Origin of the sequence: Pseudomonas sp. NPDC085632, from assembly GCF_044541255.1 — a bacterium.
Lineage (GTDB): Bacteria > Pseudomonadota > Gammaproteobacteria > Pseudomonadales > Pseudomonadaceae > Aquipseudomonas.
On the sequence record NZ_JBITSX010000007.1, the window covers coordinates 144,982 to 171,196 of the forward strand.

The 26,215-nt window shown below is 60.3% G+C and carries 27 protein-coding genes; 8 read left to right on the forward strand and 19 right to left on the reverse strand.

The genetic code is table 11. The annotated features are described in order from the left end of the window. From ACIF4X_RS08570 to phnD, 5 genes are all read right to left on the reverse strand, one after another. On the reverse strand, positions 1–1,296 hold the full coding sequence (locus ACIF4X_RS08570) for an MFS transporter (RefSeq protein WP_397481772.1): 1,296 nt from the start codon (positions 1,294–1,296) through the stop codon (positions 1–3). A 129-nt stretch (positions 1,297–1,425) separates the two neighbouring features. Then, positions 1,426–2,517 (reverse strand): iron-containing alcohol dehydrogenase PsrA, encoded by a 1,092-nt coding sequence (gene psrA / locus ACIF4X_RS08575; RefSeq protein WP_397481773.1) that lies wholly within the window; start codon positions 2,515–2,517, stop codon positions 1,426–1,428. 109 nt (positions 2,518–2,626) lie between these two features. Then, complete coding sequence (gene phnE, locus ACIF4X_RS08580; protein ID WP_397481774.1) at positions 2,627–3,445, reverse strand: phosphonate ABC transporter, permease protein PhnE; 819 nt, start codon at positions 3,443–3,445, stop codon at positions 2,627–2,629. Between the two features lie 2 nt (positions 3,446–3,447). Then, a complete protein-coding gene (gene phnC / locus ACIF4X_RS08585; protein ID WP_397481775.1) occupies positions 3,448–4,239 on the reverse strand; it encodes a phosphonate ABC transporter ATP-binding protein in 792 nt (263 codons plus the stop codon). Then, on the reverse strand, positions 4,236–5,102 hold the full coding sequence (gene phnD / locus ACIF4X_RS08590; RefSeq protein ID WP_397481776.1) for a phosphonate ABC transporter substrate-binding protein: 867 nt from the start codon (positions 5,100–5,102) through the stop codon (positions 4,236–4,238). The genes phnC and phnD overlap by 4 nt, the downstream gene beginning before the upstream one ends. A gap of 109 nt (positions 5,103–5,211) precedes the next feature. Between phnD and ACIF4X_RS08595 the strand changes: the two genes are divergently transcribed. The 3 genes from ACIF4X_RS08595 to map all read left to right on the forward strand — a co-directional run bounded on the left by ACIF4X_RS08595 (position 5,212) and on the right by map (position 7,149). Beyond that, on the forward strand, positions 5,212–6,069 hold the full coding sequence (locus ACIF4X_RS08595) for a LysR substrate-binding domain-containing protein (protein WP_397481777.1): 858 nt from the start codon (positions 5,212–5,214) through the stop codon (positions 6,067–6,069). Positions 6,070–6,133: 64 nt separating this feature from the next. After that, on the forward strand, positions 6,134–6,361 hold the full coding sequence (locus ACIF4X_RS08600) for a ParD-like family protein (RefSeq protein WP_007918027.1): 228 nt from the start codon (positions 6,134–6,136) through the stop codon (positions 6,359–6,361). Beyond that, a complete protein-coding gene (gene map / locus ACIF4X_RS08605) occupies positions 6,358–7,149 on the forward strand; it encodes a type I methionyl aminopeptidase (RefSeq protein ID WP_397481778.1) in 792 nt (263 codons plus the stop codon). The genes ACIF4X_RS08600 and map overlap by 4 nt, the downstream gene beginning before the upstream one ends. Before the next feature lie 109 nt (positions 7,150–7,258). Here map and ACIF4X_RS08610 read toward each other — a convergent pair whose 3' ends face one another. Together ACIF4X_RS08610 and ACIF4X_RS08615 are read right to left on the reverse strand one after the other, a co-directional pair. Continuing rightward, the gene (locus ACIF4X_RS08610; protein WP_397481779.1) at positions 7,259–8,152 is read right to left on the reverse strand and encodes an alpha/beta fold hydrolase; all 894 of its coding nucleotides are present in this window, start codon (positions 8,150–8,152) and stop codon (positions 7,259–7,261) included. Between the two features lie 31 nt (positions 8,153–8,183). Next, on the reverse strand, positions 8,184–8,981 hold the full coding sequence (locus ACIF4X_RS08615) for a crotonase/enoyl-CoA hydratase family protein (RefSeq protein WP_397481780.1): 798 nt from the start codon (positions 8,979–8,981) through the stop codon (positions 8,184–8,186). A gap of 149 nt (positions 8,982–9,130) precedes the next feature. On the opposite strand from ACIF4X_RS08615, the gene ACIF4X_RS08620 reads away from it, so the two are divergent. Beyond that, positions 9,131–9,706 (forward strand): TetR/AcrR family transcriptional regulator, encoded by a 576-nt coding sequence (locus tag ACIF4X_RS08620; protein ID WP_008088096.1) that lies wholly within the window; start codon positions 9,131–9,133, stop codon positions 9,704–9,706. Positions 9,707–9,787: 81 nt separating this feature from the next. Further along, positions 9,788–10,513, forward strand: a complete 726-nt coding sequence (locus ACIF4X_RS08625) for a transporter substrate-binding domain-containing protein (RefSeq protein ID WP_397481781.1) — start codon at positions 9,788–9,790, stop codon at positions 10,511–10,513. Positions 10,514–10,792: 279 nt separating this feature from the next. On the opposite strand, the gene ACIF4X_RS08630 is transcribed toward ACIF4X_RS08625, so the two are convergent. The 5 genes from ACIF4X_RS08630 to ribBA form a co-directional block, all read right to left on the reverse strand. Beyond that, complete coding sequence (locus ACIF4X_RS08630) at positions 10,793–11,947, reverse strand: ABC transporter ATP-binding protein (protein WP_397481782.1); 1,155 nt, start codon at positions 11,945–11,947, stop codon at positions 10,793–10,795. A 16-nt stretch (positions 11,948–11,963) separates the two neighbouring features. Continuing rightward, positions 11,964–12,773 (reverse strand): ABC transporter permease, encoded by an 810-nt coding sequence (locus ACIF4X_RS08635; protein WP_007918021.1) that lies wholly within the window; start codon positions 12,771–12,773, stop codon positions 11,964–11,966. Between the two features lie 6 nt (positions 12,774–12,779). Continuing rightward, positions 12,780–13,727 carry an ABC transporter permease gene (locus ACIF4X_RS08640; RefSeq protein WP_397481796.1) on the reverse strand — a complete coding sequence of 316 codons (948 nt, stop codon included), beginning with the start codon at positions 13,725–13,727 and terminating at the stop codon, positions 12,780–12,782. Beyond that, positions 13,724–14,749, reverse strand: a complete 1,026-nt coding sequence (locus ACIF4X_RS08645; RefSeq protein WP_397481783.1) for an ABC transporter substrate-binding protein — start codon at positions 14,747–14,749, stop codon at positions 13,724–13,726. Before ACIF4X_RS08645 ends, ACIF4X_RS08640 begins: the two co-directional genes overlap by 4 nt. A 365-nt stretch (positions 14,750–15,114) precedes the next feature. Next, positions 15,115–16,224: a bifunctional 3,4-dihydroxy-2-butanone-4-phosphate synthase/GTP cyclohydrolase II gene (ribBA, locus tag ACIF4X_RS08650; RefSeq protein WP_397481784.1), complete on the reverse strand. Its 1,110-nt coding sequence runs from the start codon at positions 16,222–16,224 to the stop codon at positions 15,115–15,117. Between the two features lie 68 nt (positions 16,225–16,292). Here ribBA and ACIF4X_RS08655 point away from each other — a divergent pair, with 68 nt between their 5' ends. Then, positions 16,293–16,589, forward strand: coding sequence for a DUF1330 domain-containing protein (locus tag ACIF4X_RS08655; RefSeq protein WP_397481785.1), 297 nt, complete (start codon positions 16,293–16,295; stop codon positions 16,587–16,589). A gap of 129 nt (positions 16,590–16,718) precedes the next feature. Here the strand turns inward: ACIF4X_RS08655 and ACIF4X_RS08660 are convergent, their stop codons facing one another. From ACIF4X_RS08660 to ACIF4X_RS08690, 7 genes are all read right to left on the reverse strand, one after another. Further along, on the reverse strand, positions 16,719–17,282 hold the full coding sequence (locus tag ACIF4X_RS08660; protein WP_397481786.1) for an NUDIX hydrolase: 564 nt from the start codon (positions 17,280–17,282) through the stop codon (positions 16,719–16,721). 1 nt (position 17,283) lies between these two features. Further along, positions 17,284–18,036, reverse strand: a complete 753-nt coding sequence (locus ACIF4X_RS08665) for a GntR family transcriptional regulator (protein ID WP_397481787.1) — start codon at positions 18,034–18,036, stop codon at positions 17,284–17,286. A 42-nt stretch (positions 18,037–18,078) separates the two neighbouring features. Next, on the reverse strand, positions 18,079–18,483 hold the full coding sequence (locus tag ACIF4X_RS08670; protein ID WP_008088075.1) for a carboxymuconolactone decarboxylase family protein: 405 nt from the start codon (positions 18,481–18,483) through the stop codon (positions 18,079–18,081). Positions 18,484–18,615: 132 nt separating this feature from the next. Beyond that, the gene (locus tag ACIF4X_RS08675; RefSeq protein ID WP_007917997.1) at positions 18,616–19,101 is read right to left on the reverse strand and encodes a flavin reductase family protein; all 486 of its coding nucleotides are present in this window, start codon (positions 19,099–19,101) and stop codon (positions 18,616–18,618) included. A 12-nt stretch (positions 19,102–19,113) separates the two neighbouring features. Next, positions 19,114–20,595 carry an aldehyde dehydrogenase gene (locus tag ACIF4X_RS08680; protein WP_397481788.1) on the reverse strand — a complete coding sequence of 494 codons (1,482 nt, stop codon included), beginning with the start codon at positions 20,593–20,595 and terminating at the stop codon, positions 19,114–19,116. Beyond that, positions 20,592–21,425 (reverse strand): alpha/beta fold hydrolase, encoded by an 834-nt coding sequence (locus tag ACIF4X_RS08685; protein WP_397481789.1) that lies wholly within the window; start codon positions 21,423–21,425, stop codon positions 20,592–20,594. Before ACIF4X_RS08685 ends, ACIF4X_RS08680 begins: the two co-directional genes overlap by 4 nt. Before the next feature lie 31 nt (positions 21,426–21,456). After that, positions 21,457–22,047, reverse strand: a complete 591-nt coding sequence (locus tag ACIF4X_RS08690; RefSeq protein WP_122594276.1) for an amino acid synthesis family protein — start codon at positions 22,045–22,047, stop codon at positions 21,457–21,459. A gap of 418 nt (positions 22,048–22,465) precedes the next feature. Here ACIF4X_RS08690 and ACIF4X_RS08695 point away from each other — a divergent pair, with 418 nt between their 5' ends. Together ACIF4X_RS08695 and ACIF4X_RS08700 are read left to right on the forward strand one after the other, a co-directional pair. Further along, the gene (locus ACIF4X_RS08695) at positions 22,466–23,509 is read left to right on the forward strand and encodes a WD40/YVTN/BNR-like repeat-containing protein (RefSeq protein ID WP_397481790.1); all 1,044 of its coding nucleotides are present in this window, start codon (positions 22,466–22,468) and stop codon (positions 23,507–23,509) included. Beyond that, positions 23,506–25,890 carry an RND family transporter gene (locus tag ACIF4X_RS08700; RefSeq protein WP_397481791.1) on the forward strand — a complete coding sequence of 795 codons (2,385 nt, stop codon included), beginning with the start codon at positions 23,506–23,508 and terminating at the stop codon, positions 25,888–25,890. Before ACIF4X_RS08695 ends, ACIF4X_RS08700 begins: the two co-directional genes overlap by 4 nt. The last annotated feature ends 325 nt before the right edge of the window (positions 25,891–26,215 follow it).

A 26,215-nucleotide genomic window follows, 5' to 3' on the forward strand; every position in this document is an offset into this window, starting at 1 on the left:
TCAGCGACGAATGAACAATGCCACTGCTGCGCTGCACAGGCAGGCGCTGGTGACCACTATGAAGATGAGAGACGTGTTTGCCGTGGTGTCAAGCAGACGCCCGATCATCGGCTCGGCCAGTCCGGCGAACAGGTAGGACGAAAAGTTCATGATCCCGGTCGCCGTACCCGCGCGTTTGGCACCGACCAGGTCAGGACACAGCGCCCAGAAACTCGAGGCCGGGCCATAGACGAAGAAGCCGCAAAGGAACAGGGCGACCAAACCGATCACGCTGTGTGGCGGCAGACTCCACATCCACAAACTGGTCGCAGCACCCAGCACCATATAGAGCATGATCGCCAGATAACGCTTGGAACCGAACAGCTTGTCCGACACCCAGCCGTTGCTCAACGCACCGACCGCCATGCCGACGGGGAGGGCGACGGTAATCCATTTCGGGTCGACCATGCTGTCGCCGCTTTTCCAGTTGGCGCCGAGAAAGTGCACCGGCACCCAGACGATCAAGCCGTAGCGCGCCGCGTTCTGAAAACCCAGTGACAGTGCGGCGATCAGCAGCCGGGGATTCCTCAGCACGGCTTTATAGCGTTGTGCCGAGGACTCGACTTCGCCATGGGCGGCTTCCTGATGTTTGTCGTCAGCGTTGGCCACGCCGGTATCGCCCACCGGTTCGAAGCCCAGATCCTGCGGCCGTTCGCGGGCGACCAGATAGAAGATGATCCCGCCGGCGAGCATCAGCAGCACCGGCAAGCGGAAGATCCAGCGCCATTCCAGTTGCAGCACTTCGAGCACGACGATAGAGGTGACGTACGACAGAATCGACGCGCAACCGGCGGCGAAGGTGTAGAAGCCATAGACCTTGCCGCGCTCACCCGCTGCCCACCAATTGGCAATCAACCGCCCGCCCGGCGCCCAGCCCAAGGCCTGAAAGTAACCGTTGACGCCCCACGGCAGAATCAGGCTGGTGAAACCACTGGCAAAACTGGTCACCCAGTTCGCCGCGCAGGACAACACCGCACCCAGCGTCATGATCCGCCGGCCACCGAACTTGTCGGCGAGGTTGCCGTTGATGGCTTGACCAATCGCATAAGCCCAAAGCATCGCAGCGGACGCCCAACCGAGGGTTTCCTTGCTCAAGCCAAATTCAGCCTGAATCCCCGGAATGGCAAAACCGAAGGTCTGCCGCCCGGTGTAGAAAAACAGGTAACAGAACATCGCCGCCAGCAGCATGCGCCACTGGGCGACCCGGAACGAGGCAGAACGGACGGCGAGACCAGGCATTGTTTCGGCACGATTCATGATCTTTTCCTTATTGTTGTCGGTTCCCGCCGGGTGTCGTCGGCGGGTGCACTCTTTTTCGGTGCGGCAGGAAATCACCGCGGCTGCATGCCGCTGTCGGTGCTTGGGTTACTCGGGTTTTATCAGGCGTCAGGCGGCTTGTGAGCCAATGAAATTCTTGCCGCGCGCGCCCTGCATCGCGAACTGGATGATGGCGTCGGCGTCCTTGGCCGAGACGCCGTAATCGGCAAATTCGGTCTTCACCCCGAGGCTGTGCAGGAACTCGCGCAACTGCTGCTGGGCTTTACCCAGGTCATCGCCGAATACCCGTTGCAAGGTGCGGTCGCGCGTGGCGTCGTGGCCCCAGGCCAAGCCCAATACCAGCGGCAAGGTGAAGGAGCAGGCGATGCCGTGGGGCAGGCCGTGGCGCAAGGTCATCTCATAGGAAATCGAGTGCGCCAGCGCGGTTTTGGTGTTGGAAAACGCCAACCCGGCCTTGAGCGCGGCGAGCGCCATGCGCGTGCGCAACTCTTGGCTCGACAGATCTTTGTGCAAACGCGGCAGGCATTCGAGAATGTCCTCGATCGCGGAGATCGCGAAGGTGTCCGAGACCGGGTTGGCGTTGACATTCCAGATCGCTTCCAGCGCATGGGACAGCGCATCGAGACCGGTGGAAACGGTCACGCCGCCCGGCACGGTGAGCATCAGTTGCGGGTCGATGATCGCCACCTTTGGCCAGGTGCAGTCCAGGTGCAGCGAATATTTCTTCTGGCTGGCGCTGTCCCAGATCGTCGCCCACGGCGTGACTTCGCTGCCGGTGCCGGCGGTGGTCGGTGCGGCGATCAACTGCTTGCAGTGTGCCGGGGTGAACGGTTTGCCGGTCGCCAGCAGCGCCAACAGTTCATCGAAATGGCCGGATTCGGTGCCGACGATCAACGCCTTGGCGGTGTCGATGGCGCTGCCGCCACCCACGGCGAGTACCACGTCACAGTCGCCGGCGTGCTGCCAGAAATGCTCGTAGGTGCTGCGCAGATGGGCGACGTCGGGGTTGGGCTGGACGTCTTCGAAGATGTAGATCAGACGATCGCCGAGCAAGCGTTGCAAACGGTCCACCAATCCCAGCCCTCGGGCCTCAGGGAAGGTCACGAGGGCGACAGTCTGCTGCTCGGTGATGGCGGCGAGGTCTTGCAGGCTGCCCCAGCCGAAGCGGGTATCGACGGGGTTCTGAAAACGGGCAGTCATGGTGGATCCTTCTTGTTGTTGTCGTGTGGCCACATACTCGATGGCGGTCGACAACGGTACAAATCGATAAATCGCAGGTTTGAATCGGCTGAACCGATAACAGCGGCGGTTAATGCGTTGAACCGCTCTGGATGGCGGCACGCAGTCGACTCGATACGGCGTCGGCGACGATCACCATGAAGGTGATGACGATGATGCAGGTCGCGGTTTCCTGATATTTGAACAACTTGAGGCTGCTCACCAGTTCGAAACCCAGGCCGCCGGCACCGACCATGCCCAGCACCGTGGCCGAGCGCAGATTGACTTCGAAGCGGTACAGAATCACTGCAATCCACGCGGTGATGACTTGCGGCAAAACGCCAAACACGATCACCTGCAGTGGCCGCGCACCGGTCGCTTGCAGTGCTTCAATCGGGCCTTGGTCGATCTCTTCGATGCTCTCGGCGAAGAACTTGCCGAGCATGCCCAGGCCATGCAGCGCCAGCGCCAATACGCCGGGGAACGGGCCGAGCCCGACCGCCGAGACGAAGATCAGGGCGAGGATCAGTTCGTTGATGCTGCGGGTGAAATTCAGTGCCTGGCGGGTGGCGTGAAACACCCAGCGGTTGCGGCTCAGATTGCGCGCCGCGAGAAACGACATTGGAATCGCCAGTAAGACGCCAAGCAGGGTTCCCCAAATGGCGATCTGCAAGGTTTCCACCGCTGGTGCGAGCAGACGCGGAAGAATGCTCAGATCCGGTGGGAAGGTGCGCGAAAGGAAATCACCAATCTGCGGCAACCCCGCCGCCAGTTCACCGAGGCTGAGCTGCGCGCCTTGGGCGCTCCAGTTCAGCGTCCACAGCACGATCAGGACGACGGCGCCGGTGGTCAGCCAACTGCGCGGGCCACGGGGCCGGTCGCCGACCCACTGATAGTTTTGCGGTTGCATGCTCAGGCCCTCGAGGCAGTACGGTAGGAAAGGGTGGGCGTGGGCACGTCAGCAGTGGATTCCGCCGATTGCCCCGGATAGATTCGCGCCAGATCGGCGTCGGTCATGCTCGACGCTTTGCCATCGAACACCAGACTGCCGTGCGCGAGGCCGACCACGCGGTCGCCGAACTCGCGGGCGTATTCGACCTGATGCAGGTTGCACAGCACGGTGATGCCCAGTTCGCGGGTGGCATCTCTCAGGTATTGCAACACCAGCCGCGCGGTTTTCGGGTCGAGGCTGGCGATCGGTTCATCGGCCAGAATCACCTGCGGCCGTTGCGCCAGGGCGCGGGCAATGCCGACGCGCTGCTTCTGCCCGCCAGACAATGAATCGGTGCGCTCACCGGCCTTGTGCGCCAGTTCGACGCGCTCCAGGCATTGCATCGCCAGCGCCACATCGTCACGGCGGAACAGTTGCAGAATCGAGGCGAGGGTGCCGACGGAGCCGAGGCGACCGGTCAGCACATTCTTCAATACGCTCAGGCGCGGCACGACGTTGTGGTGCTGAAAAATCATCGCCACTTCACGGCGCAAAACGCTGGTATCAGGGCAGGCGAGGGCATCGATACCGGCCACGGTCAACGTGCCGCTGTCGGCCTGCGCCAAGCGATTGATGCAGCGCAGCAAGGTCGATTTACCGGCACCGGACTGACCGAGCACCACGACGAATTCGCCCGCAGCGACTTCAAGGTCGATGCCACGTAACACTGGGTTGCTGCCGTAGTGTTTGGTCAGTTGGCGGATGCTGATCATTTCATGCTCCGCAAATCGAGATCGAGCACCTTGGCGGTTTCACGCACCACGTCGTAAGAAGCGTCGGTGGTCGGCTGGAAACCATTGAGCACGCCCTGATCACCCCACGGCACGTCCTTGATCGAGGCCAGTGCGTCGGCGACTTTCTTCTTCAGTTCCGGATCGAGCGCCTTGCGCCAGACCATCGGCGATTCGGGGATCGGCCTGGAACTCCAGACGATTTCGAAGTCATCCTGCTTCACCACACCTTTGGCCACGGCACTGGCGAAGATGCGGTCAGCCACGGCGGCTGCGTCGACTTTCTTGTTTTCCACCGCGAGGATGCTGGCGTCGTGGGAACCGGAGAAAATCACCCGCTTGAACAGCGTGTCCGGGGCAAACCCAGCCTGTTCCAGTCCTGCCTTTGGGAACAAATGACCGGACGCCGAGCTTGGGTCGACGAACGCGAACGTATGGCCCTTGAGGTCGGCCAATGTGTGAATGCCGCTGTCCTTGCGCGCCAGAATCACGCTTTTGTAGGCGCTCTGACCGGTCTTCTTGGTCACCGCCACGGAGAACGCTTCGACATCGGCCACCGAGGTCGCCAGCACGTAGGAGAACGGCCCGAGGTAGGCGACATCGAGCTTGCCCGAACGCAGCGCTTCGATGATGCCGTTGTAGTCGGTGGCCACGAACGGCACCACCGGCATGCCGATTTTGGCTTGCAGATCGTCGAGCACTTGCTTGCTCGATTCGATCATCGCCTGGGAGTCTTCGGAGGGAATCAGGCCAATGGTCAGTTTGTCCTTGGCCCAGACCTGGCCGGTACTCAGGGCAAGTAAGGCCAGGCTGGCGGCACGCAGAAACTGTTTGATTGTTTTCATGGCATTCCACGGTGTGGTTGGGAGTTGCCACAGGCTAGGTCTGTCACGTGACAGTCATTCAATCAATTCAATATGGGAAATAGCAGCTAACTATTGATGGAGTCTATGGATGTCGAGCGCCAAACTGCGGGCCTTTCTGGCCGTTGCCCGTCACGGCAGCTTCAGTGCCGGGGCGCGGGCGTCGGGGTTGAGTCAACCGACCCTGACTACGCAGGTGCAGGCCTTGGAACGTCAGCACAATGTTGAGCTGTTCCACCGGCGTGGGCGGCGGATCGAGTTGTCGGATGTGGGTCGGCAACTGCTGCCTATCGCTCAGCGCATCGCCCTGCTGGAACTGGAAGCGCATAACCTGCTGCGTGATTCCGGGCGGCTCGACAGCGGCCAGCTCAAGGTCGGTGCGGTGGGGCCGTTTCATGTGATCGAGATGGTCGACAGCTATTTGCAACAGCATCCGAATATCGATGTGTCGATCCGCGTGGGTAACTCGGCGCAAGTGCTGTCGGATCTGGAAAACTACGTGACCGACATCGCCGTGCTGGCCGGGCGTCAGGATGATCCGGCGTTGTGTTCGGTGCGTTATGCGCGGCACGCGATCATCCTTTTTGCGCACTATGAGCATCCGCTGGCCAATCGCGGCAGCGTGCGCCTGGAAGAACTGGAAGGGCAACGGCTGCTGCAACGCGAACCCGGCTCGACCACGCGGCTGGTGCTGGAGCAGGCGCTGAATGCGGCGCAGGTGAAACCGAGGATCGCCATGGAAATTGGCAGTCGTGAGGCGTTGCGGGAAGCGGTGGTGCGTGGGCTGGGCTTGGGGGTGGTGTCGGAAGCGGAGTTTATTGCCGACCCGAACATCCGCACGATCAGAATCGAGGGCGAAGCGCTGTTCACCGAGACGTATCTGTACTGTTTGGCCGAACGGCGTTCCAGCCGTCTCATCTCATCGTTTTTCGACGCGGCGCTGAGTTGATTTGCAATTCTGCGTAAGGCTTGGCTAATATACGATCCATATACACATCGTATCGGATTCATATATGGGCATCGTAAAAATTTCAGAGGACATGCACGAGAACCTGCGTATCTCCAGCAACGCCCTCAGCCGCTCGATCAACGCGCAGGCCGAGCACTGGATGCGCATCGGCATGCTCGCCGAACTGCACCCCAACCTCGACCACAGCGCCATTTGCCGCTTGCTGATCCGCGCCGAACAGAACGGTGGGCTGGATCTGCAACAACTGACTCAGGAAGCCGTCAGCGCATGAGAAACCAGATCAAGATCAACACCCCGGCCGACATCGCCCAATCGCGCGCTGCCGGCAAACTCGCCGCTGAAGTGCTGGCGATGCTGGTGCCGCATGTGAAGGCTGGCGTCACCACTGATCAGCTCGATCAACTGTGTAATGACTACATCGTCAACGTGCAGAAAGCGGTGCCGGCCAACGTCGGCTATCACGGCTTTCCGAAAACTGTCTGCGCGTCGGTCAATGACGTGGTCTGCCACGGGATTCCGTCGGGCACGCCGCTGAAGGATGGCGATATCGTCAACCTCGACATCGCGGTGATCAAGGACGGCTGGTTCGGCGACACCAGCCGTATGTACGTGGTCGGCGAGGCGACGCCTGAGGCGCAGCACTTGATCAAGACCACTTACGAAGCAATGTGCGCGGGTATTCGTGTGGTGAAACCTGGCGCCACGTTGGGCGATATCGGCCATGCGATTCAGAGCCTGGCGGAGAAGGAAGGCTTCAGCGTAGTGCGCGAGTATTGCGGGCACGGGATTGGCAAGGTCTACCACGATGAGCCGCAGATTCTGCATTACGGCTTTCCCAATCAAGGGATGAAGCTCAAGGCCGGGATGATTTTTACCGTGGAGCCGATGCTTAATGCAGGTAAGCGTCATGTGAAGAACATGCCGGATGGCTGGACGGTGCTGACCAAGGATGGCTCGTTGTCGGCGCAGTGGGAGCATATGGTGGCGGTGACGGAGACCGGCTTCGAAATTCTCACCGCTTGGCCGGATGAAATCGAAGGCTATTCCCCAATCACCTAAACACCACAAAACCCCTGTAGGAGCTGTCGAGTGAAACGAGGCTGCGATCTGTTGATCTTGTTTTTAACGGCAAGATCAACAGATCGCAGCCTGCGGCAGCTCCTACAACTTATGTGGTGTGTGCAGGGACGCTTTGCAGCCAATCAAGCACCTCATCCCACAACGGCTGTGCGCTTTCGCGGAAGTAACCCATGTGCCCGTACGGTTTGCTGCCCAGTGGCGGCTGCAGATCCAGCAATGTCAGCGGCGCATTCACCATGGCTTTGACAAACGCATCGCGCGAACGCGGCGGCGCCCACGGATCATCGACCGACGTGGCGAAAACGCATGGCGTTGTGACCTCGGCGTAGAGCGCATGCAGATGGCTCATCTCGGGGTCGTCGAAGTAGTAGTGGGGGAATTTGCACCAGCGTTTCCAGTCGTTGTAAACGCCCAGCGGCAAATCATCGCCCATGCCCAGCATGCTCCAGGCCATGTAGCCTTTGCGGGCGACAATCACCGGCAGCACAAACGTCCACATCAGACGGATTTTCCAGGCCTCGGTTCGGGACATCCAGCCGCTCCACCCCGCGCCACTGCCCAGGGTGTAGCAAGCTGTCAGGGCGGGGTGATTGGGCAACAGACCAATCGCGTGACCACCAAACGAATGGCCGACCCAATACAACGGCAACGCTTCCTGGCTTAGCAGATCCACTGCCGCCGCCAGATCCTGATAAGCCCAATCCAGATAAGACATCTCAAAGCCTTTGAGGGAAGCCGGCTTCGATTCACCGATGCCCCGGTAATCGAGGGTCAGCACGTGAAAGCCCTGGCGCGCCGCGTGCTCGGCAAAACGCCGATAAAAGCGCTGCTGGACCCCGGTGGCACCGGCCATGATCAGGTTACCTTTGACGACGCCCGCTGCGCCGTAGCGCTTGGCGGACAACGGATAACCATCGCGGGCAATGAGGGCGATGTCCTGTCTCTGGATCGATTTGGCAAAGGCTGCGGCCATGGTGTTCATGAAATTGTTCCGAGTGAGTTGAGCAAAGCCTTCAGCGACCTTTGAACTGCGGTTCGCGCTTTTGCATCATCGCCATGACGCCTTCGCGGACATCCTCGGTTTTGATCAGGGCCAGCAGTTGTTCATCAAGCTTCGACAGCGCCGCATCGTCTCCCTGATCCTGCGCCAGAAACGCCGATTGCAGCGTCGCCTGAATCGCCAGAGGCGCAGCCTTGGCAATGCGTTCGGCGTATTCGATGGCGCGTGCCAGAGTCTGGCCGGGTGCGACCACTTCGGTCAGCAGGCGCATGTGCAGGGCGGCAGTGGCATCGAACTCTTCCCCCGTGAGCATGTAGCGCATGGCGGCGGTCCAGCCCGCTGCGCGGGTGAAGCGCACGGTGGAACCGCCGGCGGGTGAGATCCCGCGCAACACTTCCAGATGAGCGAAACGGGCATTGGTGGCGGCAATGCTGATGTCGGCGTTGAGTATCAATTCGATACCCGCCGTCCAGCAAATGCCTTCAATGGCAACCACCACCGGTTTACGCCTGCGCGGTTTGGAAACGCCCCATGGGTCGATGCCTTCTTCAGGATACTTGAAGGCGCCTGACACCAGTTTCGGCGTCAGCTCCATCAAGTCCAGGCCTGCGGTGAAGTGCTCGCCATGCGCGAACAGCACGGCGCAGCGCAGTTCGTCATTGCGCTCATACTCGCCGATGGCCAATGCCAGGTCCGTCAGCATTGCACTGTCAAATGCGTTGCGTTTGCCGGCGCGATCCAGACCGATCAAAAACAACTGACCGCTTTGTTCGCGGGTGACTCGGCCGGGGCCACTGTTGGCTTCGTTCATCTCTGCTTTCCCTGATTTTTTGTCGGCGGCCAGTTACTGACCATCTGTTCGGTAAATAGAAACTAAACGAACAGTTGGTAACCGTCAAATTGAGAAGGGCAGGCTTATGTCATAGAATCACCGCCAGTTATCCGGATCAGGAAATACCCGTGCGACCGTTGAAAATCCCCCGTGAAGAGCTGCTCCTGCGGTGCGCCAATACCTTCAAACGCCTCGGCTACCATGGCACCACCATGGACGTACTCGCGTCCGCTTGCGGCTTTACCAAGGCTTCGTTCTATCACCACTATCCGAACAAGGAGGCCTTGCTGCGTGACGTGCTCGACTGGACGCATCAGGTCATCAACCAGACCTTGTTTGCCGTGGCCTTCGACGAAAAACTCACGCCGCAAGAACGCCTGAGCAAAATGGGCCGAAAGGCTGCGCGGCTGTTTCAGGATGACTCGATTGGTTGCCTGATGGGCGTGGTGGCGGTCGATGCGGCGTACGGTAAAAGTGAATTGCTGGAGCCGATTCGCGGCTTTTTCGATGCATGGGCCAAGGCGTTTGCGCATTTGCTGGAAGGCCAGGTCGATGAGGGACAAGCCTTGCTGACCGCTCGACAATGGGTGGCGGATTACGAGGGGGCGATTCTGCTGGCGCGGGTCTATGGTGACGCGGCTTACATCGATGCGGTGACGCGTCGGGCGCTGGAACACTTGAGTGCCTGTCAGGCACCGACATAAGGCTTACGCGCTGCGTGTTGTGTCCTCGACAGTGTCAGCTACGACGCACACTGACTTTTTATCCGATCAGGGAGCAACACTATGAGTGCAATCACCCCGGCCGTAATGGCCGATCTCGCGCCCGACGGCGTGCTGCATGCCGCCATCAATTTTGGCAACCCGGTGCTGGCACAGCGCGGGGCGGACGGTGCGCCGCAGGGGGTTTCGGTGGCATTGGCCAAAGCATTGGCTGCCGAGTTGGGTGTCGAATTGGAGATGTGCACCTTTGATGCGGCGGGCAAGGTTTTCGCGGCGCTGGAGGAGGGCGTGTGGAACCTGGCATTCCTCGCCATCGAGCCGGTGCGTGAGGCGCAGATTGCGTTCAGCGAGCCGTACGTGATCATCGAGGGGACTTATCTGGTCGAGGTGCAGTCGGCGTATCGCCAGGTCGAGGATCTGGATCAGCCAGAATTGCGACTGGCCGTTGGCAAAGGCGCAGCTTACGACCTGTTCCTCAGTCGCACGCTGCAGCACGCACAATTGGAGCGTGCCGAAACCTCGGCGGGTGCCGTTGACCTGTTTATCGAGCAACACCTGGATGCCGCCGCCGGTGTCCGTCAGCCATTGCAGAAAGTCGCGGATGCCGACGCGCGTTACCGCGTGCTGGACGGCGCGTTCACGGCGATTCGCCAGGCCATGGCGGTGCCCCGTGGGCGAGAGGCAGGCGCGGCGTATGTGCGGGCGTTTGTCGAGCGCAAGAAGGCTGAGGGGTTTGTCGCTGCCGCACTCGCCGAGAGTGGGCAGGGCGATGTGACGGTGGCGCCTTGAGACCAAAAAAAGAGCCACCGCAGCCCGACGCTGGGGTGGCCCTGAGGGGGACTTTCTTGAAATGACGGCAGACCCTGTGGGAGCGAGCTTGCTCGCGAATGCGGTGTGTCATTCAACATTGCTGGTGACTGACACGGCCCCTTCGCGAGCAAGCTCGCTCCCACATTTGCAATGCATTCCTGTAGGAGCTGTCGAGTGAAACGAGGCTGCGATCTTTTGATCTTGTTTTTAACGGCAAGATCAAAAGATCGCAGCCTGCGGCAGCTCCTACAGGGGATTTCAGTGAGAGCCGGCGGCTTTGTTGAGGTCGCTTTCGGTCCATTCGGTGTAGACGCAAGCATCAGCGGTGGCCCAGCGTACCTGCACCGGATCCCCGGCCTTGAGCGGCATGCCGGCGGCGGACAACGCTTTGACCGTCATCGAAGTCCCGCCCGAAGTGACTACGCTGCACGTCTGGCTCTCACCCAGAAACAGCACTTCCACAACCTTCGCTGAAACCTCATTCCACCCCGAAGGCAACGGTTCGCTGATCGCCTGCGACACGCTCAACGCCTGCGCTTTTTCCGGCCGCACCATCAGCAACACATCCTGATCGGTGTGCAACCCAGCGGTCAGTCGAATCGACAATGACTGTCCTTCAAACGAAGCCGCCGCATTGCCCTGCGCCTTGAGCTTGAGGAAGTTCGAGTTGCCGAGGAACGAGGCGACAAACGCATTCGGCGGATTCTGATAAAGGTCATAACCGCTGCCCAATCCCACAATCTTGCCATGACTGAAAATCGCGATGCGCTGCGACAAACGCATGGCTTCTTCCTGATCGTGGGTCACGTAAACGATGGTGATGCCCAGACGACGATGCAGTTGGCGCAATTCATCCTGTAAATCCTCGCGCAGTTTTTTATCCAGCGCACCGAGCGGTTCGTCCATCAGCAAAATGCGTGGTTCGTAGACCAAGGCGCGGGCGATGGCGACACGTTGTTGTTGGCCGCCAGACAACTGCGAAGGGCGGCGATGGGCGAACTGCTCCAGTTGCACCAGTTTCAACATCGCATCGACACGCTTGTCGCGCTCAGCCGCCGCGAGTTTGCGGATCGCCAAAGGAAACGCGATGTTGTCGCGCACCGACAGATGCGGAAACAGCGAATAACGCTGGAACACCATGCCGATGTCACGCTTGTGCGGCGGTACATTCACCAGCGACTGACCGTTGACGAGGATCTCGCCACTGCTCGGTGTTTCAAACCCGGCGAGCATCGACAGCGTGGTGCTTTTGCCCGAGCCGCTGGAGCCGAGGAAGGTCAGGAACTCGCCGTCCTTGATATCCAGCGAGATGTTGTCGACGGCGGCAAAGTCACCGTAGTGCTTGTTCAGATTGCGCAGGCTGACCAGGGGTTTGTCATTCTGCTGGGAAGCGTCTTTGATCACGGCACTCATGTCGTACTCCTGGCGCTCAGGCGCTGATTTCGTTGCGCCGGCGCAATGCGGCGGCGATGACCATGACCAACACCGACAAGCCGATCAGCAACGTCGAAGCGACGGCGATCACTGGCGTCAGGTCCTGGCGCAGGGTGGTCCACATTTTCACGGGAAGGGTTTGCAGGGTGGGACTTGCCATCATCACGCTGAGCACCACTTCGTCCCACGAAACCAGAAAGGCGAAGAGGGCGCCGGCGACCATCCCCGGGCGAATCGCCGGGAAGGTCACCTTGAACACCGCTTGCAGGCGTGAAGCACCGCAGATCACCGCCGCGTCCTCAATCGACTGATCGAACAGCTTCAGCGAGTTGATGATCGAGATGATGGTGAACGGCAGCGCGACGATCACATGGCTGACGACAAACGCGAACATCGTCCCGGTGTAGCCGAGCTTGAGGAACAGCGCGTACACCGCCACGGCGATGATCACCAACGGCACGATCATCGGCAGGGTGAACAAGCCATAGAGCATTTCCCGGCCAGGAAAACGCCCGCGCACCAGCGCAAACGCCGTCGGCAAACCGAGGGCCACAGCGCAAATCGTCGTGAGGACAGCAACTTTGAGGCTCGCTGCTGCAGCGTTCATCCAGTCGGGGTTGGAGAAGAACTGGCCGTACCATTTCAGCGTCCAGCCCGGTGGCGGGAACACCAGCCACTGCGAGGAGCCGAACGACAGCAGCACGATAAACACGATCGGCAACAGCAGGAACAGACCGATCAGCCCGGTGGTGGCGTAGAGGCCGAAGCGCATGCGCCGGCTCATCGCATTGGGGGTCAGGAGCATGTCGGCTTACCTCGCGTTACTGGCGCCAACCGGGGATTCCGGTTGAAGCTTCAGGTAGAAGTAAAACAGCACCAAAGTGATCGCGATCAGCAACGCGGCGCCGGCACTGGCCAAGCCCCAGTTGAGGAACGATTGCACCTGCTGAATGATGAACTCCGGCAGCATCATGTTCTGCGCCCCGCCGAGCAGCGCCGGGGTCACGTAGTAACCGAGCGACATGACGAACACCATCAAACCACCGGAGGCCAGACCTGGCCGGCACAGCGGCAGAAACACCCGGAAGAAATTGGTCCACGGACTGGCGCCGCAGATCGAGCCGGCCTGCAGAATCATCGGGTCGATCGCCTGCATGGTCGCCTGCAATGGCAGCACAATGAACGGGATCATGATGTAGCTCATGCCGATCACTACGCCGGTGAGGTTGTGGACCATCTCCAGCGGCTGATCGATGATGCCCAGCGCCATCAAGGCCTTGTTGATCACGCCCGAAGCTTGCAGCAAAACCAGCCATGAATAGGTGCGGGCGAGCAGGCTGGTCCACATCGACAGCAGCACGATGTTGAGGATCCAGCGACCCCAGCCGCGCGGCACCAGAGTGATCGCCCAGGCCAGCGGAAAGCCCAGCAACAGGCTAAACAGCGTCACCAGCCCGGCCACCGAAAAGGTGTTGAGCAGCACTCGCGCATAAGCGGAGTTGGCGAACAGTTGTTCATAGTTGCCAAGGCCAGGCACAGGTTCGAGCACGCCGCGCAACAGCAGGCCAATCAACGGCGCCAGAAAGAACAGGCCGATGAACAGCAGCGCCGGGGCGAGGTTGCCGGCGCCGCGCCAGCGTTGTCTGAGGGACGGGGCTTGCTGCATCGCAACCGCCTGTGTTCCGTGGGCCAAGCCGGCAGCGCTGGCGGCGCTCCCGGTGGCAGTGGAGGGACGGGACGCGGTGGCCGCCATTTTCATTTGACCAGCCATTCGTTCCACCGTGTCGCGATGGCCTGGCCGTTTTTGGCCCAGTACGCGAAATCAAGAGTGATCTGATCCTTAGCGTAGGCAGTCGGCAGGTTGGGGGCCAGCGTCGAATCCAGACGCTCCACACTGTCGAGGTTGACCGGGGCGTAGGCGGTCAGGTTGGAGAAGTCGGCTTGGCCTTTGGCGCTGCTGGCGCTGGCGAGAAACTTCATCGCCGCGTCCTTGTTTTTCGAGCCTTTGGGGATGACCAGAATGTCGGCCATGACCAGGTTCTGTTTCCAGCTCACGCCGACCGGCGCGCCGTCTTCTTGCAGGGCGTGAATGCGACCGTTCCAGAACTGGCCCATGCTCGCTTCACCGGACGCCAGCAGTTGCTGCGACTGCGCGCCGCCGCCCCACCAGACGATGTCTTTCTTGATGGTGTCGAGTTTCTTGAAGGCGCGATCCAGATCCAGCGGGTAGAGCTTGTCGGCGGCTACGCCATCAGCCAGCAGCGCCAGTTCGAGCACGCCGGGGCTTGGCCATTTGTAGAGGGCGCGTTTGCCGGGGTAGGTTTTGGTGTCGAACAGGGCGCTCCAGTCCTGCGGTTTGTTGGCGCCGAGTTTGCCCTCGTTGTAGCCGAGGACGAAGGAGAAGAAGAACGAGCCGACGCCGTAATCGCTGACGAAACGCGGGTCGATCTTGTCGCGCTGAATGACTTTGAAATCGAGGGGTTCGAGCAGGCCTTCAGCCGCGGCGCGCAGGGCGAAATCGGCTTCGACATCGACCACGTCCCATTGCACGTTGCCGCTCTCGACCATGGCTTTGAGTTTGCCGTAGTCGGTCGGGCCGTCCTGCACGACGGTGATGCCGCTGGCCTTGCTGAACGGATCGGCCCAGGCCTGTTTCTGCGCATCCTGGGTGCTTCCGCCCCAGCTGACGAAGTTCACGCTTTCGGCAGCCATTGCAGCCTGGCCGGTGACGCTGAGCAGTCCCGCAAAAAAGATCGCGGTTGCAGCTTTGTTCAACACCATTTTCACGCCCTCATTGTTGTGTTTTTGAGCGGGCTTGCGTTGTTGCCCGCCTGTCGGGAGCAGTAGCCGGACGGTTCGTTTGAGTGTCCGGTCTATGGAATATCATATTATGGTATTCCAAACTTTGTGCAAGCACTTTGCCTTACCGGTTATCTGGCTGGGCGGTTATTTGATGCGTTCGGCTTGGATGTTTTTGTGAATGTTAGATCCAGCCCCTCACCCCAGCCCTCTCCCTTCGGGAGAGGGGGCCGATCGGAGGCTGTTTAAAACCTGAGTTCGGCTCGGAATCTCAGGTCGGCGTATTGCGTGCAAACAACTCGGTCAGCTCCCTCTCCCTCCGGGAGAGGGCTGGGGTGAGGGCAGCTTCACTCGGTGAACGGAATACTCTCGACCACTTCCAGGTCATACCCGGTCAGGCCGGCGTACTTGAGCGGCGGGCCGAGATGCCGCAGCTTGCCCACCCCCAGATTCTGCAAAATCTGCGCCCCAGTCCCCACCTCCGAATAAATCCGCGATTGCGAACGACTGAACTGCCTTGGCGGCTGGGTCAATTGCGGCACCCGCTCCAGCAACGCCTGCGACGATTCATGATTGGCCAACACCACCACAACTCCATGACCCTCCGCCGCGACCCGTTGCAACGCCGCCCACAACGTCCAGTTGGTCGGCCCGCTGTACTCGGCGCCGACCAGATCCCGCAGCGGATCGATCACATGCACCCGCACCAGCGTCGGTTCTTCACGGCGCAAATCCCCCATGACCATCGCCATGTGCACGCCGCCCTCGATGCGATCCTCAAAGGTGATCAAACGGAAGGTGCCATGTACCGTCGGCAGTTCGCGTTCGCCAATCCGTTCGATGGTGTGTTCGGTGCTCAGGCGATAGTGGATCAGGTCGGCGATGGTGCCGATCTTGATCCCGTGCCTGCGTGCGAACACTTCCAGATCCGGGCGACGGGCCATGGTGCCGTCGTCGTTCATCACCTCGACAATTACCGAGGCCGGGGTGAATCCGGCGAGGCGGGCGAGATCGCAACCCGCTTCGGTATGCCCGGCGCGGGTCAGCACGCCACCTTCCTTGGCGCGCAGCGGGAAGATATGGCCGGGCTGCACCAGGTCTTCAGCGCGAGCATTCGGCGCGACGGCGGCGGCAACGGTGCAGGCGCGATCTGCCGCCGAAATACCGGTGGTCACGCCGACCGCCGCTTCAATCGACACGGTAAACGCGGTGCTGAACACGCTGCCATTGGCCGGGACCATTTGCTCCAGGCCCAAACGCTGGCAATGTGCGTCGGTCAGCGTGAGGCAGATCAGCCCGCGCGCTTCGCGGGCCATGAAGCTAATCGCTTCTGGCGTGCAACGGTCGGCAGCCAGCAGCAGGTCGCCTTCGTTTTCGCGGTCTTCGTCATCGACCAGCAGGACCATTTTGCCGAGGCGATAATCTTCGATGATTTCTTCGATGCTGTTGAAGGCCATGCTGGACTCTCAGGGTTCGTTGGAAATATATTGGTATACCATAATACAAAATCAACAAAGAGGTCACTATGAAGGCGTACTGGATTGCTCATGTGGATATAGCCGATGCCGATCACTACAGCCAATACACCCAGCGCGCGCCGGCAGCCTTCGCTGAGTTCGGCGCGAAGTTTCTGGCCAGAGGCGGGCGCAGCGAGGCGATGGAAGGGCGCAAGACGCCGCAGCGCAGCGTGGTGATCGAGTTCGAAAGCTATGAGAAGGCCGTGGCGTGCTACCACTCGGCGGCGTACCAGGAGGCGAAAAGTTATCGCGAAGAATGGGCGAGGGCGGAAATCATCATCGTTGAAGGCATCACCCCAATTTAAGACTCACCGTGAACCCCTGTAGGAGCTGCCGAAGGCTGCGATCTTTTGATCTTGCTTCTAAAAACAAGATCAAAAGATCGCAGCCTTCGGCAGCTCCTACAGGGATTTTGGGGTGTCAGAGGGATGAGATCAGCGGATAAAGTGAATCTTGCCGCTATCGTCATTGCCCATGTAAATCCCGTACACCCCAGCCTGGCGCTCTTCGATATAGCGCTCGAGAATCTGCCGGATCGCCGGGTAATAGATCTGCTCCCAGGGGATGTCTTCAGGCGCGTAGAATTTGTAATCCATGGTTTCGGGCCCGTACTGCCCGGTGATCTCCAGCGCGATCGCACGGAAGATGATGTACACCTCGCTGATCTTCGGCACGCTGAAAATCGAATACGGCGAGACGATTTCCGCGCGCACACCGCTTTCTTCCCAGACTTCGCGGATAGCCGCTTGCTCGGTGGTCTCGCCGCTTTCCATGAACCCAGCCGGCAGCGTCCAGGTGCCCGGGCGCGGTGGGATCGCCCGTTGGCACAGCAGGTATTTGCCGTCCTGCTCGATGATGCAGCCAGCAATGATCTTCGGATTGACGTAATGGATGTAGCCGCAGCCGCGGCACATCAGGCGCTCGTGCGTATCACCTGGCGGTACCTGCTGACCGAGGTCAGGGCCACCGCATTTCGGGCAATAGCTCGGGCTGAACATATCAGTGACCTATACGGGGTTCTTTCAGCGCGATCGGCAGGGTCATGGCCGGGGTTGCGCCGGTCTCTTCCTGCTTGCGCTTGAGATAGTCGAGCGCTACCGCAGCGGCAGCGCGAACGTGATCAACACAGGCCTGATGCGCCACCAGCGGATCACCGCTCTTGATCGCCTCGACCATTTTTTCCATTTCCTGGTTACTCGCGCCGCGACGGTTTGCCTGCGAGACCGAGGTCGCGCGCAGGTAGCTGATGCGTGCCTGCAACTGACGCAACTGAGTCGCCGCCACATGGTTGCCCGAGCCTTCGAGCAGTACGTCGTAGAAGCCTTGCACCGAGTCGATCACCTGCTGCAACTCGCCATCCTTCAACGCCTTGCGGTTGTCATCGAGGGCCTTTTCCAGGGCTTTGATGTCCTTGGCCTTGGCGCGCAGGGTGAACAGCTGGACGATCAAACCTTCGAGCACGCAGCGCAGCTCGTAGATATCGACGGCATCGGCGAGGGTGATGATCGCTACGCGCGGGCCTTTGGCATCGGCGAACTCGACCAGGCCTTCGGATTCCAGGTGACGTAAAGCTTCGCGCACGGAGGTGCGGCTGACGCCAAGGCGATCGCAAAGATCGCGCTCGACCAGACGATCACCGGGCATGAGCTGGAAATTCATGATCGCGCTACGCAGTTTATCCAGCACGATTTCGCGCAGGGTAACGGGGTTGCGATTGACCTTGAAGCTGTCGTCGAGGGGCTGGCGTTTCATGGGGTCCGCTCTTTCGGTTGGCTGTCCATGCCAGACGGGCATCTAAACAGCCGAGGGGTTAACTGGGGCTTCGGCGTCGGCTTCGGCAAAGGCTTCACGGGCCAGCCGGAAACTGTCCACGGCTGCCGGAACGCCGCAATAGATGCCGACCTGAAGCAGAATTTCGCGTATTTGCTCACGACTCAGGCCGTTACGCAAGGCGCCACGCACATGCAGCTTGAGTTCGTGCGGACGGTTGAGCGCCGAGATCATCGCCAGGTTGATCATGCTGCGTTCCTTGAGGGACAAGCCTTCGCGACCCCAGACATGGCCCCAGCAGTATTCGGTGACCATTTCCTGCAGGGGGCGGGTGAAGTCGTCGGCGTTCTCGATCGAGCGCTGGACGTAGGCTTCGCCGAGTACCTGAGTGCGGATTTTCAGGCCTTTTTCGTACTTTTCGTTACTCATATTCTTTGCCTCAACCTTTATTCCTGTGGGAGCTGGCTTGCCAGCGATGACGGCGTCACAGTCGAAACCGATATTGACTGACCTGACGCCATCGCTGGCAAGCCAGCTCCCACAGGGTTTTGTGTTGTTCTGTCAGGCCAGTGTCGGCAGGGGGCCGAGCTTGCCTTTGTGGTAAATCATCGGTGTCACCGGTTGCGCGGGCAGAATCAGGTTCTTCACCGCGCCAACGATAATCGCGTGATCACCGCCGTCGTATTCCCGCCACAACTCGCACTCGATGATCGCCGTGGCTTTGGCCAGGATCGGGTTACCGAGTTCGCTCAAGTGCCACTCGATGTCCTTGGCCTTGTCCTTGCCTTTACCGGCAAACGCATAGGCCTCGGCGGTCTGGTCAGCGGACAGCAAATGGATCGCAAATTTCTTGCTGTCGCGCAGCACCGGGTAGGTGTCGGAGGCGTAGTTGGGGCAGAACAGCACCAGCGCCGGGTCAATCGACAGCGCGCTGAAGGCGCTGGCGGTGATGCCGACGATCCCGCCATCAGGATCCAGGGTGGTGACCACCGTGACGCCGGACGGGAACGAGCTCATGACGTCTTTGTAAATGCCGGGTTCGATCATTTCGCAGGACTCCTAGCGCATCACAAACGGATCAGGCATCGGTGCCTGGGAGAGGTTGATCCACACCGTTTTCAGTTCGGTGTAGGCCAGCACCGAATCGATGCCGCTTTCGCGTCCATAGCCACTGTTCTTGAAGCCGCCGATCGGCGCCATCGCTGACACCGCGCGGTAAGTGTTGACCCAGATGATCCCCGAGCGCACATCACGAGCGAGGCGATGCGCCCGGCCCAGATCGCGCGTCCAGATGCCCGCCGCAAGGCCGAACTGCGAGTCGTTGGCGATTGCCAGCGCCTCGGCTTCATCTTTAAAGCGGATGACCGAAGCCACCGGGCCGAAGACTTCTTCCTGCATGATCTTCATCGAATTGCGGTCGCATTCGAACAGTGTCGGCTCGTAGAACCAGCCTTCGCCGAGATCCGCCGGACGCTTGCCACCGGTACGCAAGCGCGCGCCTTCAGCGATGGCATCGGCGACCAGACCTTCGACCACCGCCAGTTGCTGCGCGGTCGCCATCGGGCCCATCTCACTGTCGTCTTCTTGCGGGTTGCCGATGCGGATGCGCCGGGCGCGCTCGACCAGCCGATTGACGAACTCTTCGTAGATCTCGTCCTGCACCAACAGGCGCGAACCGGACACGCAGCTCTGCCCGGACGCGGCGTAGATCCCGGCAATCGCACCGTTGATCGCGCTGTCCAGATCAGCGTCGGCGAAGATGATGTTCGGCGACTTGCCGCCCAGTTCCAGCGACAGCTTGGCGAAGTTCTCGGCGCTGCTGCGCACCACATGCCGCGCCGTGGCTGCGCCGCCGGTGAAGGCAATTTTGCGGATCAGCGGATGGCGGGTGAGGGCGGCACCGGTGCTCGGCCCGTAACCGGTGACGACGTTGACCACGCCCGGCGGAATCCCGGCTTCGAGGGCCAGACGCGCCAGTTCCAGAATGGTCGCCGAAGCGTGCTCGGACGGCTTGATCACAATCGTGTTGCCGGCGGCGAGGGCCGGGGCAAGTTTGATCGCGGTCAGATACAGCGGGCTGTTCCAGGGGATGATCGCCGCGACCACACCCATGGCTTCGTGCACGGTGTAGGCGAACAGGTCGGGCTTATCCAGCGGCAGTGTGCCGCCTTCAAGCTTGTCGGCAAGGCCTGCGGTGTAATGGAAAAACTCCGGCAGATAACTGACCTGCCCACGGGTTTCGCGGATCAGCTTGCCGTTGTCGCGGCTTTCCAGCTGCGCCAGTTGTTCCTTGTTTTCCGCGATCAGGTCACCGAGACGACGCAGCAATTTGCCGCGTGCGGTGGCGGTCAGCCCGCGCCAGGCCGGGCTGTCGAAAGCCGTCTGTGCCGATTGCACGGCGCGTTCGACGTCCGCTTCATCGGCGTCAGGCAGTTCGGCCCAGGCTTGCGCCGTGGCCGGGTTGAGGCTTTCGAAAGTCTTGCCGGAGAGGGCGTCGACCCATTCTCCGCCGATGCACATCTGGAAGCGTGCGAGTGTCATGCAACGATCCCCTTTATATGGTTTTGTCGGGAGTGTGCGAATTCGAGAAATTCCAGCAACGTCTGGTTGACCAGACGCGGCGACTCTACGGGCATCATATGCCGTTGCTCGGGCAGCACGGCAACCTTCGCACCGGGGATGCGCCGGGCCAGTTGCTCGGCCATTTCCGGGGTCGATCCCGGATCGAGTTCGCCCGTGGCGATCAGCGTCGGCGCCTGAATGCTGCCCAGGTCGTCGGCGCGGTACATGTCTTGGGTGGCGAACAATTCGTAGGTGGTCAGGTAACCCTGCGGATCATTATTGGCGAGGGTCTGGCGCAATGCGGCGATCTGCGCCGGATTGGCCGCCTGATATTCGCGGCTGAACCAGCGAGACAACGCGGCTTCGGCATTGGCGTCCGGGCCATGTTCGGCCGCTTGCGCGGTGCGAGCAATGACGCCGGCACGCTGTTCTTCGCTGCGATTGAACACGCTGTTCAACACCACCAGGCTTTGCAGGCGCTCCGGGTAATGCAGGGCAAAGGCCCGCGCGACCAGACCGCCCATGGAGAAACCGATCACCGCTGCCTGCGGCAGATTCAGGTGATCGAGCAACTCCAGCAACTGATCGGCGTAGCCGAGCAGGGCGGTGCCGCTGGCCGGTCGCGGGCTGGCGCCATGGCCGAGCATGTCGTAGGCGATCACCCGGTATTGGCTGGACAGGCCGACAATCTGGCCGCCCCACATTTCTTTGTTCAGGCCCACGCCGTGGATCAAAACCACGGGCTGGCCTTGGCCGGTCGCCAGGTAACTGGTGCCAGCCGGGGTGAGTTCAGCGGTGAGCCGAATCATGGAGCGCTCCTGCAATGCCTTTTTATTGTGATTACTGGGCTTTTTCGGCGGCCAGTTCTTCCAGATCGATGTAGCGGTTACCGATGCGCGGGTGCAGGCGACCACCGTCGGCGCAACCCAGCACGACGACGATTTCGTCGGCGCGCGGCGCGTCTTCGATCTGCATTTCCAGGGTGATGTAGTGCGAACGCTGACCTTCGTCGTCCTTGTGCATCATCGGGATCTGAATCGAGGTGCCCGGGCCGCCGCGCTTGTTGGTGAAGCTCAGGTAGCTCTTGGCGTTGACGGCTTCGCGGTAGTGGTTGCCGAAGCGCAGGGTGTGGATCACCGCAGAGGCGTGTTCGATCTCGCCATCGGCACCCACCACAGCAGCTTTGCCGTAGGCCTCGATTTTGTCCGCACCGCCGATGATGCCGACCAGACGCTCAACCATCAGCGCACCGAGGTCGGAGCAGTTGGCGCGGATCTGCGGCTTGAGGTCTTCAACGAAACCGTTGCCCACCCAAGGGTTTTTCATCACCACGGCCAGGCCAACCATGGTCACTGGCTTGTCAGTGGCCTTGCCGCCTTCGATGAAGGTTTCTTCGACATAGCTGACGATCTTGCGAATTTCGAAACTCATGAGCTGCTCCGTTGAGGAATTGAGAGTGTCTGTGCGTCTGATGGTATACCATAATACCGATCGTGCAAGTCCCTCTCGCAAGATTCCCCTCATCCATCCGACGAATCCTCCGTCATAACAACGCGAAATCCCTGTAGGAGCTGCGGCACGCTGCGATCTTTTGATTTTCGTTTTAAAGATCAAGAGATCGCAGCGTGCCGCAGCTCCTACAGGGTTATGCGTTGATGCCGCGCGGTTAACAAAAGATAACGTGGCGCCGATTGTCAGACGTTTCTAAAGCCCGATAGGATGAGCCAGCTTCCGAAGTGGCTCTGGATTGCGGGTTTCAGGACTATGCTCCTGAGCAGCCATCAGCGGAGCACACTTGCGGCGCCCTTGAAGGCCAAATGGCCTAACAATAATAAATAGGGGAAGGTCTATGAGTCGTTGCCGCCCGCCGGCGTTACGCAACACCGCGTTGCTGGCCACAGCACTCTCTCTGCTGGGCTTTGCCACGTTATCGGCCCCGGTGAATGCCGCCGAGGCTCCAGCCGACGTGGTCTACGCCACCGAATCCGCCAAAGCCACTAAAAGCCTGATTCTTGATGTCGTCCACGCCGGTGCGCGTTTGGTCGCGGTCGGGGATCGCGGGCACATTCTCTATTCTGACGACCAGGGCAAAACCTGGACCCAAGCCAAGGTGCCGACTCGGCAACTGCTGACCGCGGTGTACTTTGTCGACGACAAGCACGGCTGGGCGGTCGGCCACGACGCGCAAATCCTCGCCAGCGCAGACGGCGGTCTGACCTGGACCAAGCAATTTGAAGACCTCAAGCGTGAGTCGCCGCTGCTCGACGTCTGGTTCAAGGACGTCAACAGCGGCCTCGCCGTGGGCGCTTACGGCGCGCTGCTGGAAACCACCGACGGCGGCAAGCACTGGGAAGACGTCAGCGACCGCCTCGATAACGAAGACCAGTTTCACCTCAACGCCATCGCAGCGGTGAAGGACGCCGGGCTGTTTATCGTCGGCGAGTCGGGCAGCATGTTCCGCTCCGCCGATGACGGTCAGACCTGGGAAAAACTCGAAGGCCCGTACGAAGGCTCGCTGTTCGGCGTGATCGGCACGGCACAACCGCAGACCCTGCTGGCTTACGGCCTGCGCGGCAACCTTTACCGCTCCACCGATTTCGGCAGCACCTGGGAACAGGTCGAGCTGAAAGCTGCGCGCGGGGCACTGGAGTTCGGTTTGTCCGGCGCGACGCTGCTCGAAGACGGCTCGATCGTCATCGTCGGCAACGGCGGCTCGGTGATCAGTAGCAGCGACAACGGCGAAACCTTCAGCGTGTTCAACCGTCCGGACCGTATCTCGCTGTCATCGGTCACCGCTGCCGGCGACGGCAACCTGATTCTGAGCGGGCAGGGTGGCGTTCACACCACGCTGCCAAACGGTGCCGAGATCAATAACAAGAAGGCGGGGCTATGACTTCCTTGATCACTCCTCAGCAGGACAAGGCGACGTTTCTTGAGCGCCTGATCTTCAACAACCGCCCGGCCGTGATCCTGATCTGTCTGGTGGTGAGCGTTTTCCTGTTCTGGCAGGCGACGCTGATCCGGCCGTCGACCAGTTTCGAAAAAATGATCCCGCTCCAGCATCCGTTCATCGAGAAGATGATGGAGCACCGCAACGATCTGGCGAACCTGGGCAACACCGTGCGCATTTCGGTGGAGGCCAGGGACGGTGACATCTTCTCCAAGGAATACATGGAGACCCTGCGCCAGATCAACGACGAGGTGTTCTACATCTCCGGCGTCGACCGCTCCGGCCTGAAGTCGCTGTGGAGCCCGAGCGTACGCTGGACCGAAGTGACCGAAGAGGGTTTTGCCGGCGGTGAAGTGATCCCGCAGAGCTATAACGGCTCACAGGACAGCCTCGATCTGCTGCGCAACAACGTGCTCAAGTCCGGTCAGGTCGGGCGTCTGGTGGCCAACGACTTCAAGTCGAGTATCGTCGACATCCCGCTGCTGGAGTCCTACCCGGACCCGGAAGACCAGGGCAAGTTGCTGGCGCTGGACTACCGCAAGTTCTCCCATGAACTCGAAGACAAGATCCGCAACAAGTTCGAAGCGCAGAACCCCAACGTCAAGATCCACATCGTCGGTTTCGCCAAGAAGGTCGGCGACCTGATCGACGGTCTGGTGATGGTGGTGCTGTTCTTCGGCATCGCCTTCGTCATCACCCTGATCCTGCTGCTGTGGTTCACCAACTGCGTACGCAGCACCATTGCGGTGTTGAGCACGACGCTGGTGGCGGTGGTCTGGCAGCTTGGTCTGATGCACTTCTTCGGTTTCGGGCTCGATCCGTATTCGATGCTGGTGCCGTTCCTGATCTTCGCCATCGGTATTTCCCACGGCGTGCAGAAGATCAACGGTATTGCCCTGCAATCGAGCGAGGCCGACAACGCGCTGACCGCAGCGCGACGCACCTTCCGGCAATTGTTCCTGCCGGGGATGATCGCGATTCTCGCGGACGCGGTGGGCTTCATCACGCTGTTGATCATCGACATCGGCGTGATCCGCGAACTGGCCATCGGCGCGTCGATCGGCGTCGCGGTGATCGTGTTCACCAACCTGATCCTGCTGCCGGTGGCGATTTCCTATGTCGGCATCAGCAAGCGCGCGATTGCCAGGAGCAAGAAAGACGCGAACCGCGAACACCCGTTCTGGCGCCTGCTGTCGAATTTCGCCAACCCGAAAGTCGCACGTATCTCGGTGGTGCTGGCGCTGATCGCCTTTGGTGGCGGCCTCTGGTACAGCCAGAACCTGAAAATCGGCGACCTCGATCAGGGCGCACCGGAACTGCGTCCGGACTCGCGCTACAACAAAGACAACAACTTCATCATCAACAACTACTCGACCAGTTCCGACGTGCTGGTGGTGATGGTCAAGACCAAGGCTGAAGGCTGCTCGCGCTACGAAGCCATGGCGCCGATCGATGAGCTGATGTGGAAGATGCAGAACACCGAGGGCGTGCAATCGGCGATCTCGCTGGTGACCGTGTCCAAGCAGATGATCAAGGGCATGAACGAGGGCAACCTGAAGTGGGAAACCCTGTCGCGCAACCCGGACGTGCTGAACAACTCGATTGCCCGCGCCGACGGTCTGTACAACAACAGTTGCTCGCTGGCGCCGGTGCTGGTGTTCCTCAACGATCACAAGGCTGAAACCCTGGATCGGGCCGTTCACGCGGTGCAGGAATTCGCCAAGGAGAATAACAAGGACGGTCTGGAATTCATCCTCGCCGCCGGTAACGCCGGGATCGAAGCGGCCACCAACGAAGTCATCAAACAGGCTGAGCTGACCATCCTGGTTCTGGTGTACATCTGCGTGGCGGTGATGTGCATGATCACCTTCCGTTCGTGGGCGGCGACTCTGTGCATTGTCCTGCCGCTGGTGCTGACCTCGGTACTCGGCAACGCGCTGATGGCGTTCATGGGTATCGGTGTGAAAGTCGCGACGCTGCCAGTGGTGGCGCTGGGTGTGGGGATTGGTGTCGACTACGGCATCTACATCTACAGCCGTCTGGAGAGTTTCCTGCGTGCCGGGCTGCCGTTACAGGAAGCCTATTACCAGACGCTGAAATCCACCGGTAAAGCCGTACTGTTCACCGGCCTGTGCCTGGCGATCGGTGTGTGCACCTGGATCTTCTCGGCGATCAAGTTCCAGGCCGACATGGGCCTGATGCTGACCTTCATGCTGCTGTGGAACATGTTCGGTGCGCTGTGGCTGCTGCCGGCACTGGCGAAGTTCCTGATCAAGCCGGAGAAACTGGCGGGGCAGAAGGGTAATTCGTTGTTTGCCCACTGATCTGCAAGCCTGAAACGACAAAGCCGCAACCTTAGGTTTGCGGCTTTTTTTGTGGCTCAAGATCAAGAGCCCCTCACCCTAGCCCTCTCCCGGAGGGAGAGGGGACTGATTGGGGGGGATTGGAGATTTACGCCGACTTGAGCTTCCAGCTGTGAATCCATAATCGACTCGGATTTTCAGGTCGATGTATGACGAAGCACGCCTCGGTCGGTCCCCTCTACCTCTGGGAGTGTATGTACCGGAGACATGGTGGACACATGTTCGGAGACATGGTGGACGGTTTTAGATCTTCTTACCTGCCGTAACGATCTGCAAGTTCAAGTCG

What these genes read in the sequence shown, in the direction of transcription:
- ACIF4X_RS08570 (WP_397481772.1), bottom strand. Translation starts at nt 1,296, where the DNA reads ATGAATCGTGCCGAAACAATGCCTGGTCTCGCCGTCCGTTCTGCCTCG.
- psrA (WP_397481773.1), bottom strand. Translation starts at nt 2,517, where the DNA reads ATGACTGCCCGTTTTCAGAACCCCGTCGATACCCGCTTCGGCTGGGGC.
- phnE (WP_397481774.1), bottom strand. Translation starts at nt 3,445, where the DNA reads ATGCAACCGCAAAACTATCAGTGGGTCGGCGACCGGCCCCGTGGCCCG.
- phnC (WP_397481775.1), bottom strand. Translation starts at nt 4,239, where the DNA reads ATGATCAGCATCCGCCAACTGACCAAACACTACGGCAGCAACCCAGTG.
- phnD (WP_397481776.1), bottom strand. Translation starts at nt 5,102, where the DNA reads ATGAAAACAATCAAACAGTTTCTGCGTGCCGCCAGCCTGGCCTTACTT.
- ACIF4X_RS08595 (WP_397481777.1), top strand. Translation starts at nt 5,212, where the DNA reads ATGTCGAGCGCCAAACTGCGGGCCTTTCTGGCCGTTGCCCGTCACGGC.
- ACIF4X_RS08600 (WP_007918027.1), top strand. Translation starts at nt 6,134, where the DNA reads ATGGGCATCGTAAAAATTTCAGAGGACATGCACGAGAACCTGCGTATC.
- map (WP_397481778.1), top strand. Translation starts at nt 6,358, where the DNA reads ATGAGAAACCAGATCAAGATCAACACCCCGGCCGACATCGCCCAATCG.
- ACIF4X_RS08610 (WP_397481779.1), bottom strand. Translation starts at nt 8,152, where the DNA reads ATGAACACCATGGCCGCAGCCTTTGCCAAATCGATCCAGAGACAGGAC.
- ACIF4X_RS08615 (WP_397481780.1), bottom strand. Translation starts at nt 8,981, where the DNA reads ATGAACGAAGCCAACAGTGGCCCCGGCCGAGTCACCCGCGAACAAAGC.
- ACIF4X_RS08625 (WP_397481781.1), top strand. Translation starts at nt 9,788, where the DNA reads ATGAGTGCAATCACCCCGGCCGTAATGGCCGATCTCGCGCCCGACGGC.
- ACIF4X_RS08630 (WP_397481782.1), bottom strand. Translation starts at nt 11,947, where the DNA reads ATGAGTGCCGTGATCAAAGACGCTTCCCAGCAGAATGACAAACCCCTG.
- ACIF4X_RS08635 (WP_007918021.1), bottom strand. Translation starts at nt 12,773, where the DNA reads ATGCTCCTGACCCCCAATGCGATGAGCCGGCGCATGCGCTTCGGCCTC.
- ACIF4X_RS08640 (WP_397481796.1), bottom strand. Translation starts at nt 13,727, where the DNA reads ATGAAAATGGCGGCCACCGCGTCCCGTCCCTCCACTGCCACCGGGAGC.
- ACIF4X_RS08645 (WP_397481783.1), bottom strand. Translation starts at nt 14,749, where the DNA reads ATGGTGTTGAACAAAGCTGCAACCGCGATCTTTTTTGCGGGACTGCTC.
- ribBA (WP_397481784.1), bottom strand. Translation starts at nt 16,224, where the DNA reads ATGGCCTTCAACAGCATCGAAGAAATCATCGAAGATTATCGCCTCGGC.
- ACIF4X_RS08655 (WP_397481785.1), top strand. Translation starts at nt 16,293, where the DNA reads ATGAAGGCGTACTGGATTGCTCATGTGGATATAGCCGATGCCGATCAC.
- ACIF4X_RS08660 (WP_397481786.1), bottom strand. Translation starts at nt 17,282, where the DNA reads ATGTTCAGCCCGAGCTATTGCCCGAAATGCGGTGGCCCTGACCTCGGT.
- ACIF4X_RS08665 (WP_397481787.1), bottom strand. Translation starts at nt 18,036, where the DNA reads ATGAAACGCCAGCCCCTCGACGACAGCTTCAAGGTCAATCGCAACCCC.
- ACIF4X_RS08670 (WP_008088075.1), bottom strand. Translation starts at nt 18,483, where the DNA reads ATGAGTAACGAAAAGTACGAAAAAGGCCTGAAAATCCGCACTCAGGTA.
- ACIF4X_RS08675 (WP_007917997.1), bottom strand. Translation starts at nt 19,101, where the DNA reads ATGATCGAACCCGGCATTTACAAAGACGTCATGAGCTCGTTCCCGTCC.
- ACIF4X_RS08680 (WP_397481788.1), bottom strand. Translation starts at nt 20,595, where the DNA reads ATGACACTCGCACGCTTCCAGATGTGCATCGGCGGAGAATGGGTCGAC.
- ACIF4X_RS08685 (WP_397481789.1), bottom strand. Translation starts at nt 21,425, where the DNA reads ATGATTCGGCTCACCGCTGAACTCACCCCGGCTGGCACCAGTTACCTG.
- ACIF4X_RS08690 (WP_122594276.1), bottom strand. Translation starts at nt 22,047, where the DNA reads ATGAGTTTCGAAATTCGCAAGATCGTCAGCTATGTCGAAGAAACCTTC.
- ACIF4X_RS08695 (WP_397481790.1), top strand. Translation starts at nt 22,466, where the DNA reads ATGAGTCGTTGCCGCCCGCCGGCGTTACGCAACACCGCGTTGCTGGCC.
- ACIF4X_RS08700 (WP_397481791.1), top strand. Translation starts at nt 23,506, where the DNA reads ATGACTTCCTTGATCACTCCTCAGCAGGACAAGGCGACGTTTCTTGAG.